The sequence below is a fragment of the Colwellia sp. MB3u-4 genome, from assembly GCF_014077065.1.
Taxonomy (GTDB): domain Bacteria; phylum Pseudomonadota; class Gammaproteobacteria; order Enterobacterales; family Alteromonadaceae; genus Cognaticolwellia.
The window spans coordinates 1-19,065 of record NZ_JACGVE010000072.1 but is presented as its reverse complement, the minus strand read 5'-3'; the positions used below and the strand labels follow the sequence as shown (position 1 = coordinate 19,065).

The 19,065-nt window shown below is 39.2% G+C and carries 13 protein-coding genes and 1 rRNA gene; 8 read left to right on the top strand and 6 right to left on the bottom strand.

The genetic code is table 11. The annotated features are described in order from the left end of the window. Positions 1 to 332: 332 nt before the first annotated feature. Positions 333 to 1,511 carry a glutamate 5-kinase gene (proB, locus tag H4J61_RS05235; protein WP_182135614.1) on the bottom strand — a complete coding sequence of 393 codons (1,179 nt, stop codon included), beginning with the start codon at positions 1,509 to 1,511 and terminating at the stop codon, positions 333 to 335. 1,363 nt (positions 1,512 to 2,874) lie between these two features. On the opposite strand from proB, the gene H4J61_RS05230 reads away from it, so the two are divergent. Together H4J61_RS05230 and H4J61_RS05225 are read left to right on the top strand one after the other, a co-directional pair. Further along, positions 2,875 to 4,146: a glutamate-5-semialdehyde dehydrogenase gene (locus tag H4J61_RS05230; protein ID WP_182184242.1), complete on the top strand. Its 1,272-nt coding sequence runs from the start codon at positions 2,875 to 2,877 to the stop codon at positions 4,144 to 4,146. A gap of 365 nt (positions 4,147 to 4,511) precedes the next feature. Beyond that, entirely contained in the window at positions 4,512 to 5,849 is a 1,338-nt protein-coding gene (locus H4J61_RS05225; RefSeq protein ID WP_182135612.1) for a sodium-dependent transporter, read from the top strand. A 522-nt stretch (positions 5,850 to 6,371) separates the two neighbouring features. Here H4J61_RS05225 and H4J61_RS05220 read toward each other — a convergent pair. Together H4J61_RS05220 and H4J61_RS05215 are read right to left on the bottom strand one after the other, a co-directional pair. Then, entirely contained in the window at positions 6,372 to 7,895 is a 1,524-nt protein-coding gene (locus tag H4J61_RS05220) for a DNA recombination protein RmuC (RefSeq protein ID WP_259363117.1), read from the bottom strand. Positions 7,896 to 8,140: 245 nt separating this feature from the next. Further along, positions 8,141 to 9,667: a fumarate hydratase gene (locus H4J61_RS05215; RefSeq protein WP_182184241.1), complete on the bottom strand. Its 1,527-nt coding sequence runs from the start codon at positions 9,665 to 9,667 to the stop codon at positions 8,141 to 8,143. Between the two features lie 204 nt (positions 9,668 to 9,871). On the opposite strand from H4J61_RS05215, the gene pabB reads away from it, so the two are divergent. The 3 genes from pabB (at position 9,872) to H4J61_RS05200 (ending at position 13,543) form a co-directional block, all read left to right on the top strand. After that, positions 9,872 to 11,311, top strand: a complete 1,440-nt coding sequence (gene pabB, locus H4J61_RS05210; protein ID WP_259363116.1) for an aminodeoxychorismate synthase component I — start codon at positions 9,872 to 9,874, stop codon at positions 11,309 to 11,311. 90 nt (positions 11,312 to 11,401) lie between these two features. Beyond that, positions 11,402 to 11,980 (top strand): CoA pyrophosphatase, encoded by a 579-nt coding sequence (locus tag H4J61_RS05205; RefSeq protein ID WP_182184240.1) that lies wholly within the window; start codon positions 11,402 to 11,404, stop codon positions 11,978 to 11,980. Positions 11,981 to 12,166: 186 nt separating this feature from the next. Further along, on the top strand, positions 12,167 to 13,543 hold the full coding sequence (locus H4J61_RS05200; RefSeq protein ID WP_182184239.1) for an L-serine ammonia-lyase: 1,377 nt from the start codon (positions 12,167 to 12,169) through the stop codon (positions 13,541 to 13,543). An 84-nt stretch (positions 13,544 to 13,627) separates the two neighbouring features. Here the strand turns inward: H4J61_RS05200 and cysB are convergent, their stop codons facing one another. Continuing rightward, positions 13,628 to 14,602 (bottom strand): HTH-type transcriptional regulator CysB, encoded by a 975-nt coding sequence (gene cysB, locus H4J61_RS05195; protein ID WP_182135694.1) that lies wholly within the window; start codon positions 14,600 to 14,602, stop codon positions 13,628 to 13,630. A 275-nt stretch (positions 14,603 to 14,877) separates the two neighbouring features. Between cysB and H4J61_RS05190 the strand changes: the two genes are divergently transcribed. From H4J61_RS05190 to H4J61_RS05180, 3 genes are all read left to right on the top strand, one after another. Continuing rightward, positions 14,878 to 15,642, top strand: coding sequence for a hypothetical protein (locus H4J61_RS05190; protein ID WP_182135607.1), 765 nt, complete (start codon positions 14,878 to 14,880; stop codon positions 15,640 to 15,642). 56 nt (positions 15,643 to 15,698) lie between these two features. Continuing rightward, positions 15,699 to 16,076 carry a ribosome recycling factor family protein gene (locus tag H4J61_RS05185; RefSeq protein WP_182135606.1) on the top strand — a complete coding sequence of 126 codons (378 nt, stop codon included), beginning with the start codon at positions 15,699 to 15,701 and terminating at the stop codon, positions 16,074 to 16,076. Between the two features lie 385 nt (positions 16,077 to 16,461). Next, on the top strand, positions 16,462 to 17,151 hold the full coding sequence (locus H4J61_RS05180) for a phosphoglycolate phosphatase (RefSeq protein WP_182184238.1): 690 nt from the start codon (positions 16,462 to 16,464) through the stop codon (positions 17,149 to 17,151). On the opposite strand, the gene H4J61_RS05175 is transcribed toward H4J61_RS05180, so the two are convergent. Then, the gene (locus H4J61_RS05175) at positions 17,134 to 18,642 is read right to left on the bottom strand and encodes an FAD-dependent oxidoreductase (protein ID WP_182184237.1); all 1,509 of its coding nucleotides are present in this window, start codon (positions 18,640 to 18,642) and stop codon (positions 17,134 to 17,136) included. The two genes, H4J61_RS05180 and H4J61_RS05175, sit on opposite strands and share 18 nt — an antisense overlap. Before the next feature lie 340 nt (positions 18,643 to 18,982). Continuing rightward, a 5S ribosomal RNA gene (gene rrf, locus H4J61_RS05170) occupies positions 18,983 to 19,065 on the bottom strand; the annotation flags it as partial.

The following is a 19,065-nucleotide window of genomic DNA, read 5'->3' as shown; positions in this document are numbered from 1 at the left end:
TTCCTCATTAATCAAATCGATACTAACGATGACTTTAATAAAAAGTTATAAAATAACAGGCTCTAGCAGTTTCATTAAGTTTGTGATCTTGTTGTGCGGGGAAATATAGTGATCATCAGCCTAGCTAAAACTTAAACTCAGTTATGCCAATTAGCACTTAAGCATTTAAGCTAAGAGTAAAAATAAAGGTTATTAAATTTTTTGAAGTGAAAATAAATTAGGGGTAGTAAGAATTTTTAAATAAAAATAAGGCCGCTTGAATACGACAGTAACGCAGATAAAGCGAAATTAGTATTCAACAGCGGCCCTTGTTGTTATATCAAAGTGATTAACTATTCACCTTGAACAGGTTCATCCCAAGAAAGATGATGTTCAGCCAATACGACTAAATTTTCACTGTTAATCAAACGATGTGATGCAGCATAGCCAAGTATATTCTCAACAGTCTCTTCTGGACGGCTTGAAATAATAGCAGTTTCATCTGATGAGAAATTACACAAACCACGTGCTATTTCTTCACCTTTTTCATCATAGACGTGAAGTACGTCTGCACGTTCGAAATTTCCGTGTATAGAAACAACATCATGGCAGGTAAAACCATCGTCACCACCATATAATGAGTCAGCTACATCTTGTTTTATCACTAGGCTACCAGCCATTTGCAAGCGATCTGTTAACCAAATATTCCATGCCGATGAAGGAGATGAATGGGCAATACATTTGGTGTGCTTGCGTTCGCCACGTAGTATTGCAGTAACAGGATCTTCCATTGTTCCTCTCGCAATAATGGTGGTGCAACCGGCATTCTGTGCCATATTTGCTGCTTGCAATTTAGTTAGCATACCGCCGGTACCTAAAGAACTGGTACTGCTTGCCGCTTCCATATAACTGCTCACATCTTCAATAGACTCAACAAATATCGCACCTTCTTCTGAAGGGTTTCGGTCATAAACGCCGTCGATACAAGTTAAAATAAACAGATACTCAGCACCAATCATTTGAGCGACTTTCGCTGCTAGTCTATCGTTGTCACCAACACGAATTTCTTCGGTGGTCACGGTATCATTTTCGTTGACAATCGGCATTACACCCTGTTTTATCAAACGGTGTACCGTATTTTTGACGTTAAGAAAGCGACGTCGATTTTCGAGATCATCTAAGGTAACTAATACCTGTGCAATATCAAAACCATACTCTAATGCAATTTGCTTATAAGCATGCATTAAGATGGGTTGTCCACAAGCCGCTGCTGCTTGCTTGTCTTGAACGCTGGCGTTTTCAATGGTACAGCCAACGGTATTAAGACCTAATGCAACTGATCCTGAAGACGTAAGTACAACTTCGTATCCTTGATCACGTAACGCAGAAATATCACTAAGCAAGCCATGCATGAAGGCGAAACTAGGTGTTAAATTCTTAACGTTTGCTAAAAGGCTCGAGCCAACTTTAATGACTATACGAGGTTTGATTCGTGAAACTTTTTCTGATTTTGGTTGTTCGAATGAGGGCAAAATGACTCCGTTTTCTGATTAATATAATTAAACATCTGGGCTGAACCAATAAAAAGTTGGTGCATAAGTCTACAGATATTTCCGTAATATTTTTTGTCGTTGTGCGATTATCTTATTATCAAAACATCAGTTTTACTAGCAATATATTGCCTTGGGGATGATAGATAAAAGATAGATAAAAAATTGCTGAAACGTTTTAAAAAACGTTAAAATTTGACAACAATCGACAAATGAGTTGGGAGATTATATACTAAAAACCCTATTTTTTCAATTGAACTTAAAATCACCTTTGCAAAACGAATGCAAAACGAGTTTTTAAGATTATATTGAACACTTGCAAAACAGGCTGTATTTCATTCAACAGCAAACTAAAAGCATGAGGAGTTTTGTGTCATTAATTATGATTGGTTGTAGGACGATTGTGCTTCATTGTTGACTCACTGGGTAACTTCTACTGATCAGACAATGACCATCATTAACCCTTCTTTAGTCAAAACGCCTCCCAGTATTGTTGTCACACAAGCAATTAAAGAGCTGTCTAATCAAGGTTATGGCGATTAAAGCGCACTTATTGAAAAAGTATGGTTAGCCTATTGTCGCTACCTTACTGATTCAGCTTACCTTATTGCTATCGCCGAGGGCTACTCGGTATCTTCAATAGAAAAGCGGGTTGGCAAACAAACGATTCTGTCTTTGATGCAAAATGTGCTGGCGCAAATTGGTCGAGGTGTTAGCGCAATTAGACACTGTCGTTGGGTTAACTAAAGCATTGGGTTATACGGATTTGGCTGCCAGCGAAGCTGAGCTAAACCGAGTGACAGTATTGGTGAGAAACGGCTCTGTTTATGCTTTTAAAATTACGCGCTACTGAATTGAATCAGCGATAACAATGGGGTTTTTACCTCGCACCACCAAAGCATAGTTACTCGACACACTTGGTGGTTCAATGGAACTGCCAATGACGCACGAACAGCACGTCTAAATATGATGCAACTAAGTGATCAGTAAAAATGGTACAATGGAAACAGAATTAGCAGCGTCTAAATAAAATGTCAAATGAGATACACTCATTAACTCGACCGTTTTAGCGACTGCTCAACAGCCAGTCGCGCTGCGTTGATACTTCTTCGCCAAGGCGATGAATTGGCTCAAGGTTAAATAAATAACGATTAAATTAACATCTAAAGTAGTATTGAGCGCAATGAATACTACTAAGTGCTTTAAGCTGAACTTTTACTATTGTTTTAATATTATTTTTAATATAAATATTGGCAATAAAAATAAAAGTTAACCATTCAATAGCATAACCTTGAATTTACCAAACAGTTTAGAGTGAAGCGAATAAGCAAAAGGAAACTCATTTATGTCAAATAGTAATAAAATTATCGATACTGAAACTATGATTGAAAATCTTGGTAAGCAGGCTAAAGCCGCAGCTAAGATTCTGGCCAGTGCCACTACCGAACAAAAAAACCAAGCATTAACCGTTGCCGCCGATGCTTTACGTCAGAATACGCCAGCACTACTCGAAGCAAATGCTTTAGACGTTTTAAGTGTTAGAAAAGCGGGTAAAGCTGAGTCATTTATTGATCGCCTTGAATTGAACCCTGAAAGAGTCGAAGCTATGGCTGTCGCTTTAGAAAGCATTGCCAAATTACCCGATCCTATTGGTCGAGCTCTAGCAGAATTTGATCGTCCCAATGGCCTAAAAATAACCCGTGTATCAACCCCTATCGGTGTTATTGGCATGATCTATGAGTCTCGCCCCAATGTGGGTGCAGATGCTGGTGCCTTATGTTTAAAATCAGGTAATACGGTGATATTGCGTGGCGGCTCTGAAAGTCTTAATTCTACTCGCATTATTGTTGAGTGTATGGCAACAGGCTTGCGTGCAGCTAATTTACCAACCACTTGTATACAACTCGTTGATACCGATGACCGTTCTGCAGTTGCTGCATTACTGCGTTGTGCTGAATATGTTGACTTAGTTATCCCTCGTGGTGGCCGTGGCCTTGTAGAGCTAGTGAGAAACGAAGCTCAGGTGCCAACATTATTGCATCTCGATGGCAACAACCACATTTATATTGATAAAGACGCCGACTTAGCAAAAGCATTGAGTATTGTTAAAAATGCCAAACTACGTAGAACCGGTGTTTGTGGTGCGACCGAAAGTTTAGTCGTAAACCAAGCAATAGCTGCTGAGTTTTTGCCTAAATTGCTTAATACCTTAGAGCATTGTGAAGTTCGAGGTGACCTTGCAGCTCAAGCCTGTGACGCACGAATTAATCCCGCTAATGACGCTGACTGGGACACCGAATATCTTGACGCTATTTTATCGGTCAAAGTTGTAGCCGATTTAGAAGAAGCGCTTGATTTTATCGACCAGCACTCGTCTAAACATACTGACGCTATTATTACTGAAAACGCAGAAACCGCAGAAATTTTCATGCGCGCCGTTGATTCAGCGGTAGTGATGCATAATGCATCAACCCAGTTTTCAGACGGTGGTGAATTTGGTATGGGCGCTGAAATCGGTATTGCTACCGGTAAAATTCACGCACGTGGACCTGTAGGTCTTGAGCAACTAACCATATTTAAATATCGTGTTGCTGGCCAAGGACAAATCCGTCCTTAATCCTAAGCACAAGATGAACTAAGTAAAACATAAAGCTATTAATCGCTATTGATTAATAGCTTTATGTTTATTTTATCTTTGTGCAGGCCATCGATTTCGACAAAATGATGAAATAGAAAAATGTCTTAGCAATTTATTTATAAAAACGGTCTATGTTTTTAAACCCTTATTGTACATTTAAAATTTTTAATCCTTAACGTTTTATTAACTATTGCTTACTTAATAGCCCATAAGTCAGCCTGCAAAAATAAAATGATAAAAACATAAAATCAAAACCAACAAATCGTTAAAAAAACTTTGCTAACCCGTGTTAACTAGGTAAGCTCAAACCAAAGCATTAACAACCACAATAATAATTATCATTTATGAGTAATATCAGAGATTCATTTCATTCGAGAATAGGTTTTGTTCTCGCTGCCGCAGGTTCGGCCATTGGTTTAGGCAATATTTGGGGTTTTCCAACTCAAGCAGCCAATAATGGTGGAGGCGCCTTTTTATTTGTTTATTTAGTCGTTACCATATTACTTGCCCTACCGGCACTTTATGCCGAAGTTTATATTGGCAACCAAGCACAGAAAAACCCAGTTTCAGCATTAGAAGATGCTTGTCGCGATACCGCACCAAGGCTTGGTAAATATGCCGGTCTGATTGGTTTAGGCGGCGCTATCATGATGTTAAGTTTCTACACCATTGTGGCTGGCTGGATGCTCGCACATGCAATATCACCACTTGCAGAGTTATTGGGTTATCATGATATTTCTCAGTGGCTTGCTACATCAAGCACGTTAAGAAATTTATTATTTACACCCGTTTTTATATTACTTGGCGCGGCTATTATTCATCAAGGGGTTAACGCCGGCATTGAAAAGTGGTCTGCGCGATTAATGCCAGTTTTATTGATCATGCTAGTCGCGTTAATTACTTACATATTGCAACAACCCGGGGCTGAAAAAGGTTTAAGAACATATTTAATACCCGATTTTTCACAGGTCACTAATCCAAAGTTAATTATTTCTGCCATGGGCCAAGCCTTTTTCTCACTCTCTATTGGCGTTGGTGGCATGATGGTTTACGGCTCATATATGAAGAAAGATGACGATATAGGTAAGCTCGCTATTTCTATTACCGTACTCGATACCTTTATTGCTTTTATGGCTGGTTTATTAATTATTCCAGCACTTTATGTTGCAGAAGCCGCCGGACAGCAAGTATTTCAAGGTGATAAGTTAATTGGTGAGGGTCAACTTATTTTCAACATATTGCCTGAGCTTTTTAACTCTATGGGCAACATAGGTATGGTAGTAGCCATAGGCTTTTTTTCGTTATTATCAATTGCTGCCCTCACCTCAACCATTTCTTCAACAGAAGTACCTGTGGCTTATCTTGTTGAAGATAAAAATCTTAGCCGTTCTAAGGCAACTTGGTTGGTATCAGCCATTGTATTAACCGCCAGTATGACCATAATCACATTTTTTGATAGCCTGTTTGGCATGGTAATTCGTGTACTTACGACTATTTTACAGCCACTGAGCTGTTTGTTTTACTTTATTGTTGTTGGCTGGTTATGGAAACGCGGTAACAAGCTACGCGATGTGTCTTTGCAAGAAGGCAGAAAATGGTTACCCATATGGGGCAATTATTTACGCTTTGTTTGTCCGTTATTGTTAACGGTAGTTTTTGTCAATGTGGCTATATTAAATTAAAGTCGCTTCACTTAAATTAAATTAAGGTAAATTTAGGTAAGTCAAATAGATGGAATTGCTAATTGTGCGATTAACTTTACTTTAGCGCTATTAGCGTAAACCATCATTTAAAAACGTCCCTATACCAGTGTATAGGAACGTTTTTAAAAGCATCATCATCCAACTATAGCTCGGTATTTATGCCGTAAACTTAACTGGCAAGCCTTATTAATCCTATAGGCATATAAAGATGTACCTATAAGTACTTAAGCTAAGCGTTTACTATCTCAATTATTGGCTCATATTATTTCGAGCGGTTTTAGGTCGGTATAATATTGGACGGGCTAACTTTACACTTTGTTTAGGATTGAGCTTTGATGTTATTGCCCAAGCGTAATACCGAGGTAAAATATCGACGTGGGCAACTTGGTATTTAGCGTTCGCTGTTAGCACTTACTGTTAGCTATGAGCATATAATTTATAGCTCTGATAATGATGGAGCATTAACCTACTGCTGCTAGAGCACTCAAGTTATAGTCGTATTTATTCCGATGTTATCGCTACACTCTCTTCTTCCTCTGCTTCTTTTTCACTTTCTTCTTTATCTTCTTGCTTTAATTCTACCTGCTCTATTTTATCAAAACGGTTGCTAATCTTATCCGCTGAGGTATGGATTTGTTTTACGTCACTTGCCGCTTGATCAATATGTTTTGCTAAATTGGCAAAGCGGCCCTTAAAGCGAGCAAAATCAGCTGAAAGATGCGACAAATGCGCTTGAATAACATGTATTTGTTTGCGGGTTGCTTCGTCTTTTAACACTGAACGTGCGGTGGTTAAAATCGCCATCAGTGTTGTTGGCGAGGCTAACCAAACGCGTTTTTTATTGGCATAATCAACCAAGTCACCGTGGTGTGCATGTATTTCTGCAAAAATAGCTTCTGCTGGAATAAACATTATCGCGCCATCGGCGGTTTCTTTTTCAATGAGATATTTATCGCTGATATCATTAATATGCTTCTTAATATCAATTTTAAATTGCCGCTCGGCTGCTTTACGCTCAAATTCACCTAAGGTATTGTCAGCCATTTTTTTAAAGCTTTCTAGCGGAAACTTGGAGTCAACCACCACATTACCGGTTGGCTTAGGTAGAAACAAAATACAGTCAGCAATTTTACCGTTTGACAAGGTATGTTGCAGTGAAAAGTGCTGTTCCGGTAATACGTTACGAATTAAAGCATTTAACTGTACTTCGCCAAAAGCACCACGTGAGCGTTTATCTGACAGTACTTCTTGCAAGCTCACCACATTCGTGGACAGTTCAGTAATTTTTTTCTGTGCATCATCAATCAAAGCTAATCGTTGTAAAATGTCATTAAAGGTTTTGGTGGTTTTTTCGAAGCCTTCGGCTAAACGCTTTTCGACCTGGCCACTAATATCTTTTAGACGGTTATCAGTTGAAATCGTTAAGTCATCAATTCTTTTAGCCATTTGCTCACTGGATAAATGCAGTGATTTTGCCATTTCTTCTCGGCCAAGTTTAGAGGTTGCTGTAAGTTGGCTGGATAATTGTTCTGTGGCGTTGCGTTGATTATCATTAAAAGTGATGTGGTGTTCATATAAGGTCTTTTTAAGTTGCTCACTATGGCTATATAGTTGCTGTGCTTGTTTTTCACCTTGCTCACCATGTTGGCGTAATAATTTTAATTTAAAATCGGAAATTTGCTGCTCAAAGTAGGTTTTCAGTTCACTTTGCTGATGAGCTAATTGTTGATGATTAAAACTTAATTGTTGTTGTAGTTGCTGCTGATTATTGCCGTTAACTTCATAACTAAGGTTTACTTTTTCAACTAACTGCTGCAAAAGTTGCTGCTGTGCTAAAGAGGATACTTGGCTATTTTTTACTTGGCGAAATAAAACTAAAACACTGATAATTAAACTAATAATTAACACTAACACCATCAAAACCAAGACAGGAAAATTATCTAAAGCTAACCAAGGTGAATTGAATGGGAAGTTAAGTGGCGGGTTAAGTGAAGAAGTGAGTGAAGAGTTGGATAGTGAATTCATTGTAAAGCCAAATACTGTAAATATTAACAGTTATTAAAGCATACTTTATTAATAAGGTTAATCGTTATTTAACATCAACTCGGGTCAGTTAATGAAGACATCTTTAGCCAATATAAACAATTTATCAATAACCTAAAAAGACACGTTTAAATTTTGGTGTTTTTGGCTAGTTGTATTGATATTAAGTTGCCTTTATTTTGACCAAAAAAAAACGCCCTAATGGGCGTTTAGACTAATCTAACGGGTTATTTTTCTTTTGATTTTCTGTCTAGCTCTTCAATTTTTACTTGCCAAATTGCTGGACCAGTAACATGAACTGATTCACCTAAACTATCCACGGCGACAGTGACTGGCATATCTTCAACCACAAATTCGTAAATAGCTTCCATACCCATATCTTCAAAAGCCACTACTTTTGCTTTCTTAATAGCTTTAGAAACTAAATAGGCTGCGCCGCCCACCGCCATTAAATAGACCGACTTATGATTTTTAATCGACTGAACGGTTTCAGGGCCACGTTCGGCTTTACCGATAGTGCCTAGCAAACCCGTTTCTGCTAGCATCATTTCAGTAAACTTATCCATACGGGTTGCTGTTGTTGGTCCTGCTGGGCCTACTGCTTCATCACCTATCGCATCAACCGGACCCACGTAATAAATAAATTTATCAGTAAAGTCAACCGGCAGTTTCTCTCCGGCAGCTAACATGTCTTGAATGCGTTTATGGGCCGCGTCACGACCGGTTAAAATGGTGCCGCTAAGTAAAACGGTTTCGCCGGTTTTCCAGCTACTTATATCCGCTTTTGATAACTCATCAACGTTAACACGACGAACATTTTCACCCACTTCCCAGGTAATTTCTGGCCAATCTTCTAATTTAGGTGGCGTTAAGTCGGCAGGACCCGAGCCGTCAAGATGAAAGTGTACATGACGAGTTGCCGCGCAATTTGGGATCATCACTACGGGTTTTGACGCCGCATGAGTCGGCACTGACATGATTTTGATATCAACAACCGTTGTTAAACCCCCTAAGCCTTGCGCGCCAATACCGAGTTTATTTACCCTATCGTAAATTTCTAAACGTAATTCTTCTTCCGCATTTTCTGGACCACGGTCGATAAGGTCTTGAATATTTACGGGTTCCATTAAGCTTTCTTTAGCTAATACACCCGCTTTTTCAGCCGTTCCACCAATACCTATACCCAGCATGCCGGGCGGACACCAACCAGCGCCCATAGTGGGTAAAGTTTTAACAACCCAGTCGGCAATAGAATCACTTGGGTTTAACATCGCCATTTTAGATTTGTTTTCACTGCCGCCGCCTTTGGCCGCGATCATCACGTCTATCTGATCACCTGGCACCATCTCAATATGCACAACCGCTGGCGTATTATCTTTCGTGTTGATGCGCTTACCTGCAGGGTCAGAAACGATAGATGCACGTAATGGGTTATCAGGATTAAGATAAGCACGACGAGTACCTTCATCCACCATTTGCTGCACTGTCATATCCGTGTTATCCCACTGCACAGCCATACCCACTTTGACGAAACAGGTAACAATACCGGTATCTTGACAAATAGGTCGCTTGCCATGAGCCGACATACGCGAATTAATTAAGATTTGCGCAATGGCATCTTTAGCTGCCTGGCTTTCTTCTTTGTGGTAAGCCTTTTCAAGTGCTTGAATAAAATCTAGCGGATGGTAGTAAGAAATATATTGCAGCGCGTCTGCAACACTTTCGATTAAATCTTTTTGTTTAATAATGGCCATAACGGTCTCTTTTTTATTAATTGGGCGAGAGAAGAGTTGAAAGTTATAAATTTGCCGATATCATACCTTGCTTGTTAAAGACCTACTAGTATCAAATGGTCTAATAATAGCGATCAAATATAGCAACCCCACTTCGAACTGCAGCATTGAATAACTCAAGGTAGTTTGAATATAATGACTTAACATAAAACCTGTGAGAATATTTTGCCGACTAATTCCCCAACGCAGCTATCCGCTAAATTACTGCAGCTTGATCTAAGCTTTGATAGTCAGTCACTTTTTGCCACACTTGCTGAGCAACCTTGGGCAATGTGGTTAGACTCCTGTGAAAGTAGCCATGTTGATAGCCGCTATGACATTATGGTTTGGCAACCTCATACCACACTAACCACTGTCGGTAATGTGACTCGCATTAATCATAAACTCGACAACAGTGAGTATCACAGTCATGACGACCCATTATTGTTGTTAAAACGTGAACAAAAGGCGATCTTTAGTCATCTCGAGATTACTGAACACGACTTGCCTTTTAAAGGCGGTGCAGTCGGCTATTTCGCCTACGATTTAGGTAAACGTTTTGAGGCCATAAAACAGCAAAACAGTAAAGATATTGATATACCTGAAATGGCCATTGGTATCTACCAACATGCGGTAATCTATGATCGAAAATTACAACAATTTTGGTTGTTATGTCTTGATGAACAAAGAGCGGATTTTATTGCATTTTTTAACCGCGCCCTTTTACAAAATAAAGCGCAAGCTACTGAACAAGTCGTTGAGCTAAAAGCGCCAGAAAATAATTTCAAGTTAACTACGCCCTGGCAATCAAATATGGCGCCTGAACAATATCGCGATAAATTTAAGCAAGTGCATGACTACTTGCTGTCAGGCGATTGTTATCAAATCAATCTAGCCCAGCGTTTTACCGCCCAGTATACCGGTAGCGAATATCAAGCGTATTGTGCCTTGAGACAAGCAAACATAGCACCTTTCTCAGCTTTTTTACGTTTTGAGGAGAGTGCCATTTTAAGTATTTCACCTGAGCGATTTTTACAACTGGTCGATAATAAAGTACAAAGTAAGCCGATTAAAGGTACCCGCCCACGCAGCGATGATCCAGCCCAAGATCAAGCTAACGCCATTGAACTGCAGCAGGCCAGTAAAGATAAAGCAGAAAACCTGATGATAGTTGATCTGCTACGTAATGATATTAGTCGTGTTTGTCTACCCGGCACAGTAACCGTGCCAGCACTTTTTGCCATTGAAAGCTTTCCAGCCGTGCATCACTTAGTAAGCACGGTTGAAGGTAAGATAGACCCACAGTATGATGGCAGCGATTTATTACGTGCTGCGTTTCCTGGCGGTTCTATTACCGGTGCACCAAAAATAAGAGCCATGGATATCATAGAAGAATTAGAGCCTCACCAACGTAGTATTTATTGCGGCTCTATTGGATATTTGTCAGCTTGCGGTAATATGGATTCTAGCATCACCATTCGCACTTTAGTTTGTCACAATCAGCAAATACATTGTTGGGCTGGCGGTGGCTTAGTCGCCGATTCAAATGTTGACAGCGAGTATCAAGAAACTTACGATAAAGTGCGTAAAATTTTGCCGGTATTAAGCCAACTAAACTCGGCATAATCTAAGGTCGAGTATCAAAGATAAAGCCCCCCCCCGAACGCCAAGTAGCCCCAGAGAACTTGGCACTTTTAGAGTAGCGTTAAGGTGTGTATGACTAGAGAAGAATTTATACAGCGCTTTCAAATGCAAGCATTACCCGCTTCAGCACATAAATTTCGCTACCAACATAAGCTTAAAAGTGCCGCGGTGTTGATCCCCATTGTCAATCATCAAGGCCAGCTTGAAGTGGTATTGACCAAACGTGCCAGTCATCTTACCCATCACCCAGGACAAATCAGTTTTCCAGGTGGTAAAGTCGAGCGCTATGATGATGATATGATCGCAACCGCACTGCGTGAAACACAAGAAGAAATAGGCCTACACGCTAGCTGCATAGAGGTACTTGGGCAACTTAAACCTTACCAAACTATATCAGGTTATGAAGTAACGCCGATTGTCGCCCTTATTTCAAATAACAGCAGCTATCAAATTGACCTAAATGAAGTTTCAGAAGTGTTTCATGTGCCTTTATCACACTTTTTGCAACGACAACATCATATTCAAGTACCGGTTTATCATGATGGCAAGCAACACAATGTGCACTATATGCCTTATCAAGACTACAATATTTGGGGAGCAACCGCCGCTATGTTGCATGACTTGAGTATTTTATTAAACCAAAGAAACTAGCGTGATACGCATTAAATGAACAGTCAATTAATGAATATCACGCTTGAGCCAACCGATAAAAAATATTAGCTATAGTTATACCCATTGAACCAAATTTTTGTTTTGCATGTTGAAAGCTTTCAGCTACAATAACCGAACAAAATTTTAATTCCACCCACTTATAACAGTATATATTCAGGTTTTCTTATGATTAGTGTATTTGATATGTTTTCAATCGGAATTGGCCCATCCAGTTCTCATACCGTTGGCCCAATGAAAGCAGCAAAATTGTTTGTTCAAAATCTTATAGCAGATAATAAATTAATTAAGACAGATCGCGTGAAATGTGAACTGTTTGGCTCATTAGGTCAAACAGGTATTGGTCATGGTACCGGTAAAGCCGTTATTCTGGGGTTAACGGGGCAAAGCCCTGAAACCATTCCAGTTGATTCTATAGAATCTATTTTAGCTGAGGTTGTAGCGAGCGAAAAAATAAACCTGAATATGCAGCATTTTGTCGCTTTCCCTAAAGCCAATGCCATTATCTACCATCGCAGAAAATCCCTGCCCGCACATGCTAACGCCATGACATTTTTTGCTTATAGTGGTGATCTTGTCATCTTCGAAGAAACCTATTACTCCATTGGTGGCGGGTTCATTGTTAAAGATTGCGACTTTGAAAAAGAAAAAGACAAAGCCTTATCAACTCATGCAAATATTGATCGCCCTCACCGCTTTTCTAGTGCTGATAAGCTGTTAGAAATAGCCAACGAAAAAGGCTTAAGTATTAGTACCATCATGATGGATAACGAGAAGTGTTTGCAAGATGAGTCAAGTATTCGCTCGGGTCTAATAGAAATATGGGATGCCATGAAAGCAAGTATTGCACGTGGCATAGTCACCGAAGGTATATTGCCTGGCGGTTTAAAAGTCACTCGCAGAGCGCCCGCTTTACACAGAGCACTATGCGTTGAAAAAAATGCCGACCCACTGTCAGCCATGGATTGGGTTAATTTATTTGCCTTAGCGGTAAATGAAGAAAATGCAGCCGGCAGTCGTGTGGTAACCGCGCCAACCAATGGCGCGGCAGGAATACTTCCTGCGGTATTATCCTATTATGATAAATTTATTAAACCCGTAGATGACCAAGACTGTATTCGTTATTTATTAACCGCAGCAGCCATCGGTATTTTATATAAAACCAATGCTACTATTTCTGGCGCAGAAGGCGGATGCCAAGCAGAAGTAGGCGTTGCATGTTCAATGGCAGCCGGTGCATTAACAGAAATTATGGGTGGAACCCCAGAGCAAGTAGAAAATGCCGCGGAAATAGGCATGGAACATAACTTAGGATTAACTTGTGACCCCGTAGGAGGCCTAGTACAGGTTCCTTGTATCGAACGTAATGCCATGGGTTCAGTAAAAGCAATCAACGCTTCTCGTTTGGCACTTAGAGGTACAGGTAAGCAAAAGGTATCATTGGATAAAGTGATCAAAACCATGTGGGATACAGGTAATGATATGAAAACTAAATATAAAGAAACCTCACGTGGTGGCTTAGCGGTTAATATTACCGAGTGTTAGTATTCACTTTCATGTAAAAATCAGCTCTTAAAAACAAAAAAAACCGTATTAAATAATACGGTTTTTTTATAGCTACTTTTACGTTTAACGCATAGGTAACTTAATATTGGCAAACATTTCATCTATCTCAGCATTATTCTTCAATAAGATAGCTTTGGTGACTAAGTCTCGATTTAAATGTGGCGCAAAACGCTCAATAAAGTCAAACATATAACCCCGTAAAAAAGTACCACGCCTAAAGCCAATTTTAACCGTACTTGGACTAAATAGATGACTTGCATCGATAGTCACTAAATCATGGTCTATTTTTGGATCCATCGCCATGGTGGCAATAACTCCAACACCGACCCCAAGCCGCACATAAGTTTTAATCACATCAGCATCAGTTGCTGTAAAAGCAATTTTAGGTTCAACACCCATTTCATTAAAAGCAGCATCTAGTTCTGAGCGACCAGTAAAGCCAAAGACGTATGTTACTAAGGAATATTGAGCGATATCTTCAATAGTGATATTTTGTTTACTAGCGAGTGGATGATCCGCTTTTACAATAATACTGCGATTCCAATGGAAACAAGGCAGCATCACTAAATCGTTGTACAAATGTAAAGACTCGGTGGCAATAGCAAAGTCAGCATCACCTTTACTTGCCGCATCACTAATTTGAGCTGGTGTGCCTTGATACATATGCAATGAAACTTTTGAATATTTCTTCATGAAGCCTTGAATAACTTCAGGCAAAGCGTAACGTGCTTGAGTATGAGTCGTTGCAATACGCAGCTTGCCCTCATCGGGTTGCGTATGTTCTCGAGCAACCGCTTTAATCGCTTCAACTTTCGACAAAATCTCTGTCGCTATGTTAATAACTTCATTACCCGCAGGTGTCACATGAGTTAAGTGCTTGCCACTGCGGCCAAAAATTTGAATACCGAGTTCATCTTCAAGCATTCGTACTTGCTTACTAATACCAGGTTGCGAGGTAAAAAGACTTTCAGCGGTGGCGGAAACATTTAAGTTATTATTAAGTACTTCGACGATGTAGCGGAGTTGTTGCAGCTTCATAATTACCATTCAGAGTTTTCTTAGACGAAAAATATATACTTAAATAGACATTTATTCCATATTATTTTTTACATTAGGTGTAAATAACTTACTGATTACCCATTTGTTCACAAAATAAACCGCTAATCTGTTAGTCGAATTGAGCACATAAAATGTCACAAACAAGCTAATGTAGCCAAATACTTAAAAGAAGCCGCTTTATCCTTTGCATCATCGAACAATTTTTGTAGACTGGCGTATTAGTAATTTATATTTATCATAATAGAGAATTAAACATGGGCATTATCTTCGCTTTAATTATCGCTTTAATTATCATTGTCGTGGTACTGGGTGCAATTCAACAGCACAAAGAAAAAGTACAACGTGAAAAGCGAACTAAAGCAGCAAAACAAAAAGCCATCATCGATGAAACGGAAGAATTACTTTTAAGTATTGCCAACCTGCCAAATAATCCACATTTAGTTCTGATACTTAATAACCGCAGTTTAAATGCAGCAAAATCTATGGCGAGAATATTACCAGATGATAAGCCGTTAATTAAACGCATAAGAGAAATGCAAGAGCGTGTCAATACTAGCCAATCTAACACTAGCCATCAAGCCGGTGAGCAAATCTTTATTTTGCCTGACAATGAGCAACAATTAGTCGCTGCTTTGCAATGCATAAAAAAATTGCGAGTGATATTAAAGTCAGAACAGTCAAAAGGTAATTTAGATGCACAAACCCTTGCTCAAGAAGATAATAAATTATCTGCTATGCAACTTAAAATTGGCGTAGAAACCTTGCAAAAACGTGGTGTAATAGCCTATCAAAAAGAAATGCTGGGGTCGGCAAGACAATATTTAGAAAAAGCACTACAAACGATATCAGAAAGCCCTATTCAAACTGAATACTGTCTTAGCAAGCGTGAGGAAATACAAAGCGTGCTAGAAGATATTACTTCTTCGTTGAACAATACAAATGCTAAAGATGCCGCTAAAAAAGCCAAAACAGAAGAAGATGATTTAGACTTACTATTTCAACCAAAGAAAAAGTGGTAATTTTTTATTTGAGGCAAATAGCTGTCAGCAATGCCAGTTGTTATGGCTAACTTCTGATGAAAACGCCAAAAAATCATATCCCTTATATTACTCTACCCTCTTTTTTGCGTCGGGTGCTAAAGGCCTACGCACTTAAAGCCTTAATCCGTGAGCAAGGCTGCGAAATTAGCCGCATTGGTCGCTCACGGAACTGGCAGTTAAAAGCAACTTTTGAACAACTAGAACAAACCATTAGCCTGATAGAGCAAAGTGAAGAAACAAGTTGGCAATGGCTAGCAACACACCTATCCAAACAGCGTAAAAATTTAGGCTTTGACATGTTATTAACTATTGCTCAAAACAAACCTGAGATAACAGTCTCTGAGCTCATGCAGCGTACCGACTGCACAATAGCGGAAGCGAGACGGGTAATCGATACCCTAGAATTTGGTTAACATAAAGCTTCGCAGCCATTGCGTTAGTTAACTACCTAATTAGCCATAGTTAAGCTCAGTTTACGTGAATAAGTGTTCATTGTAGCTTTGGTTCAACGCAGATCTGGATAATTCTAACGGGCACAGGTGGCCAATAATTGAAGAAAATAAGTATGCCGAGAATGTTTTTTGTTATTGAGAAATTCCAGTTTCAGGTGCCTCAGCTTTTAGGCTTAACTCATTAAAGTTAAGGACTGAGCTAAAGTTAGAAGTAAATCAATACAACAAATAGATTAGCAGAAATAGCTCGCAAAAATAATCGGATAACATACTGATAAATTAATGCATTTTATAAAGAAAGTGATACATCAGCGCAATAAATCACTTTATTACAGAAGAGATTCAGATGAACCCAGAAAATAAAACCGTACTGTTATTCGATCTTGATGGCACTTTAGTTGATAGTGCTCCCGATCTTGCTGCAGCGATAAACAAAATGCTACTAGCATTAAACTTAACGACATTTCCCCAAGAAATTATCCGTAGTTGGGTAGGTAATGGTGCAAAAACCTTAGTTGAACGTGCTTTACATCACTCTTTGAACAACAATACAGCTGTAAATAACAGCTTAAGTGAAGCAAAAGTAAACAAAGCTTTGGCGATTTTCTTAAATTACTACCGACAGTGTTTATGCGTTGAATCAAGGTTATATAAGGGAGTAAGAGAAACCTTATTAGCCTTAAAGAATCAGGGCTATCGGTTAGCGATTATCACCAATAAACCCACAGAGTTTATCGAACCTATTGTTAGAGGTTTTGGACTTGAAGGTTTATTTGAGTTACAACTGGGTGGCGACAGTTTAGTCGAACGCAAACCGCATCCTTTACCACTTTTACATGCCTGTGAAACATTAAAAGTCTCAGTAGCGCAATGTCTAATGATAGGCGACTCTAAAAACGATATATTGGCGGCAAAGGCAGCAAATATACAAAGCATTGGCTTAACTTATGGATATAACTATGGTGAAAATATTAGAGTCTACCAACCTGACTGGTGCTTAGATAATTTCGCTGAGTTGTTAGACTTGCTCAGATAACGTCAAATCAGCTAACATAAAATTTTTCGCTAACGCTGCAGGATAATCCCGTTGGCGAGCAAACATAATCGCTTTATTAGTCACCTCTACTTCTGAACATTGTAAAGTGATAGGAAAATAATAGTCATGTAAATGCTCTCCCACTTGTGCTGAGCTAACTAAACCAACATCAAGCAAATTTTGTAAAATAACATCCGCGGCTGTCAATGCAGAAGATGCTTTTACTATTTCGGTACGAGCATAATGCTTACCATAAAAAGAAACGTCTGCCGCACGTAAGGTGGCATCATCGCCAGGTATTTGTTGTGCACCAAACATAGGCTTAGCTGCAACGTTTGCTTGCGAAAAATTAGTTATGTATTGTGCAAGGTATTCAATAGAACCGACTGTTCTATCCTTTATTAACTTTTCCGGCCATTGTTGCTCGATTTTTTTAATAAACCGCGATAACAATCTAGGCTGTGCACTCTGCTCGGCGCTGGCCACTAACCCTTTGTCAAATAAAGTAATGTCTTGTGTCATACCATGTAATTGAAAATAACCATCTGGGTAAGGCGTTAGCTGTGCCATGCCATTGGGTGTGCCACGTTCACCATAAAAAACCACTTCTGGCCACAAGCCCTGGCATTGCGCCCAATGAGCAACATATGCAGCTTTAAATTCAACCATACGTTCGCGCTTAGCGTGCAGCATGTCATCAATCTCACCGCTCTTAAAGCCACAGGCGTTAATAACATAATCAAAATCAGCCTGTTGTTGATTGTTATCTTGAGAGTTTTTATAAGTTACACGCCACTTTTTTGCGCTAGCTTGGTGTTCAATATTGACGACTTGGCTATTAAGTTTTAGCTGACAACAAGGTAATTTTTCAATCGCGAGTGTGGCAATAGCAGCCATACGAAAAGCAGACCAACCATATTCTTGCACAAGCAGAACGGGAAATTTTAATTTGTCTAAATCCACTTGTTGAGCAAAAGCCACCAACCAGTCTTCATTGGCTTCAATCTGAGTGGGTAAAACTCGTTTCGCTAAGCTATCTAAAGCATTACGGTCAAATAACAGAAAATATTGCTCAGGATCACCCAGCACTTTATTACTAATATTTTGCTGTACGAGTTCAGCGTAACGTTCACGCAGTTTATTTAAGCGAGGTAATAGATCAATAACCTCACCTTGATCTGTTTTCGGTAAGGCAATAATAGTCGGGCGATAGTTAACACTATGCGGAAAAACTTTTACCGTGTCTATTGACTGCTCCAACAGTGTTATACATTGTTGTTCAGAAATCTCTCGATATAAATTACCACCGGCATGCAAATGACAAAAAGGAGGGCCATTCACCAAACTCTTGCCTTTTTCTATCAACGTAGTGTTAATGCCTAGTTCAGCAAAACGTAAAGCAATAGTTGATCCCGCCACTCCGCCACCAATAATACCGACTTTTACACTTGAGTTTATAAATGGCTGTTCAGGAGTTAAGATTTTATTCATAAAGTTGACAATATAATACTTTCATTGGGAAGTTTCACGTAGAAGAACGTCATTTACATAGGGTATATGGACTATAAAACTATTTTGATGTACTTTTTTATATTGAAAAATAGTGCTTAAATAATCACGATACATAATAAAAATTAGTAGTTAAATAATCAAGTGATTCTGCATTAATATCTTGATATAAGTTATTCAAAACTAGCAATTGACTGAGGTTGGAGGGTTTTCTTAACGCTTTGTCACCTTTTATATTGTATCAAGCTAACTCAAGCTTTATTTATCAAATCCCAGAAAGCAAAAAACCCGTAGCGTCAGCTACGGGTTTCTCTAAATAGAAGCCTAGCAATGTCCTACTCTCACATGGGAACTCCCACACTACCATCGGCGCTAACACGTTTCACTTCTGAGTTCGGAATGGGA